Source organism: Eggerthella sp. (genome assembly GCF_048329335.1).
GTDB lineage: Bacteria > Actinomycetota > Coriobacteriia > Coriobacteriales > Eggerthellaceae > Eggerthella > Eggerthella lenta.
On record NZ_DBFEGU010000332.1, the window covers coordinates 1 to 2,716 of the forward strand.

Sequence of the window (2,716 nt, forward strand, 5' to 3'; positions counted from 1 at the left end):
CGACGGGTTCATCGGCATACCGTTGGCCATGCAATTCTTCGGCTCGTCCGGCATGTTGTACGCCATCGCGGCGAATATCGTGTTCAACATCACCCTTTTCAGCTTCGGCATCGCGGTTTTGCAGGACAAGGCGAAGCCCGATATCAAGGGCATTCTGCTGAACCCTTGTCTGATCTGCACCGTCGTCGCGCTTGTGCTGTACGCGCTTCCGTTCAGGTTCCCGACCCCCATCGCGGACGCGTTCAATATGGCCGGTTCTATGATGACGCCGCTGGCCATGTTCATAATCGGCTACGAAATGTCGCGCATGAAGCTGTCGGATGTGGTGAGAGACAAATGGGCGTACATCGTTTCCTTCATGCGCCTGCTGGCCTTGCCCGCTCTGGCTGCGGTCGTCCTCTCGTTCGTGCCCGGGATCGACCCGCTGGTGGCTTCGGTCAGCGTCTTCCTGCTTGCCATGCCGTGCGGCACGCTCAACGTCATTCTGTCCCAGCAATACGGTGCGAACCCGAAGTTCGCCGCCCGGGCCACGACGCAAAGCATGTTCCTGTTCCTGCTCACCGTGCCTCTTATCCTGATCCTGGTGAAGGTGCTGTTCTGACTGATGGGGCGGCTCTTCCCGCGCGCCGAGCCTTCTCTCGGCTCGAATTGTTTCACGTGAAACATTTGAGGTCCGACGCGGATTGTTTCCCGTGACGCAATCCGGGCGCGACACGAGATGCTCTTCGTGGGACATTCGAGGTTGCGATGTGGGATGTTTCACGTGAAACATCCCGGATGCCGCGCAGGCTCCTTCTGCGATGGGCGCAGCATGCGATGCCCTGGGCGAGCCGTGTCGATACCGGTTTTCCGACCGCTTGCGACCGCGTTGCCCGATCCCTTCCTCTGCCTGCCGCGCCGGTTGACCCTCTGCGTGAACGCCTCACCCGTTGCCGTTGTGCGCCTTTGGCGTCGGCACCCTCCCCGCCGTCCGGCGATCGAACCCTCCGGAACTCATGTGGAGACCTCGAAAAGAACATGTGCAAACTCCATTTGCCCTCCAGATTGATATACTGTAATTCTGTGGTTCGAACACCGAAAGGAAAAACAGACATGCCGAGCACGGTTCTGATTGGCGCCCAGTGGGGCGACGAAGGCAAGGGCAAAGTCACCGACCTGATCGCGCGCGAATACGATTACGTGGTTCGCTACCAGGGCGGCAACAACGCGGGTCACACGGTCATCCACGGCGACAAGAAGCTCGCGCTGCACCTCATGCCCTCCGGCGTCATGTACGAGCATGCGGTTCCGGTCATCGGCAACGGCGTGGTCGTTGATCCCGGCGTGCTCATCAAGGAGATGGCCATGCTGGAAGCCGAAGGCATCTCCTGCAAGAACCTCAAGATCTCGTGCGACGCGCATGTGATCATGCCGTACCACAAGGATTTCGACGGCGCCGACGAGAAGCGCCTGGGCGAGAACAAGATCGGCACCACGAAGCGCGGCATCGGCCCCTGCTACCAGGACAAAGTGGCCCGCAAGGGCATTCGCATCCAGGACCTGCTGGACGAGAAGATCTTCCGCCTCAAGTTGGAAGCGGTGCTTTCGCAGAAGAACCCCATCCTCGAGAAGATCTACGGCCTGCACACCTACACGGTGGAGGAGATCTGCGAGGAGTACCTGCCCTATGCGCGCATCCTCAAGCCGTACATGGCCGAGACGGCCCAGCTGCTGAACGAGGCCGTGCGCGCCGGCAAGTCCATCCTGTTCGAGGGCGCGCAGGGCACGTTACTCGACATCGACCACGGCACGTACCCCTACGTCACGTCCTCGTCGTGCTGCGCCGGCGGCGCCGCCACGGGCACGGGCGTGGGCCCCACGGTCATCGATCGCGTACTGGGCATCCAGAAGGCCTACGTCACGCGCGTGGGCGAAGGCCCCTTCCCCACGGAGCAGCGCTTCCCCGAGGACGGCGGCGAAGGCGAGGAGGCCGAGGTCGGCGAGCTGCTGTGCAAGGTGGGCCACGAGTTCGGCGTGACCACGGGGCGCAAGCGCCGCTGCGGCTGGTTCGACGCGGTCATCGCGCGCTACGCGGCCGAGGTCAACGGCCTCACCGACGTGGCGCTGACGAAGCTCGACGTGCTGTCGGCCTTCGACACCATCAAGGTGTGCACGGCCTACGAGTGCGAGGGCAAGGTGTACGATTACTTCCCCATGCAGCAGAGCGTGCTGTTCCACGCGAAGCCCGTGTACGAGGAGCTTCCCGGTTGGAAGGGCGTCGACATCACCGAGTGCCGCACGTTCGAGGAGCTTCCCGAGAACGCCCAGCGTTACGTGGAGTACCTGGAGAAGATCACCGGCGTGCCGGTCAGCATCATCGCTGTCGGCCCCGATCGCGACCAGACCATCATGCGAGGCTGGGATCGGTAATGTTCCGCCGTTCTGTCGAACGGCGGAACGACTCGACGCTGCGAAGCGCCGATGCACCCGATCTCGCGGCGATGCCGACGGCTCGCGTACCGAAGTATCCCCTACGGGGACTTCCTTCGGGGCGCGCTTCGCCCTCGCCATCCCCACGATCTCGGGCACCTCGGCGCTTCTCGCTGACGTATGAGTTCGACCTGCAAAACGACGAAACGTTTCACGTGAAACACTTCGTCGCAATGACGTGCGATATGGGAACAAATGTTTCACGTGAAACAGTGGCAACACCAGCAGCACTGAAGCGCTTTTGCAC

General features: G+C 62.0%; 2 protein-coding genes. Both read left to right on the plus strand.

Features of this window, described 5'->3' with window-relative positions; all coding sequences use genetic code 11:
- Window positions 1-601: AEC family transporter (locus tag ACMO6A_RS10320; protein ID WP_418471213.1), on the plus strand; the 601-nt coding region annotated here is incomplete at its 5' end.
- A 491-nt stretch (window positions 602-1,092) separates the two neighbouring features.
- Window positions 1,093-2,409, plus strand: a complete 1,317-nt coding sequence (locus ACMO6A_RS10325) for an adenylosuccinate synthase (RefSeq protein WP_009305614.1) — start codon at window positions 1,093-1,095, stop codon at window positions 2,407-2,409.
- Window positions 2,410-2,716: the final 307 nt, after the last annotated feature.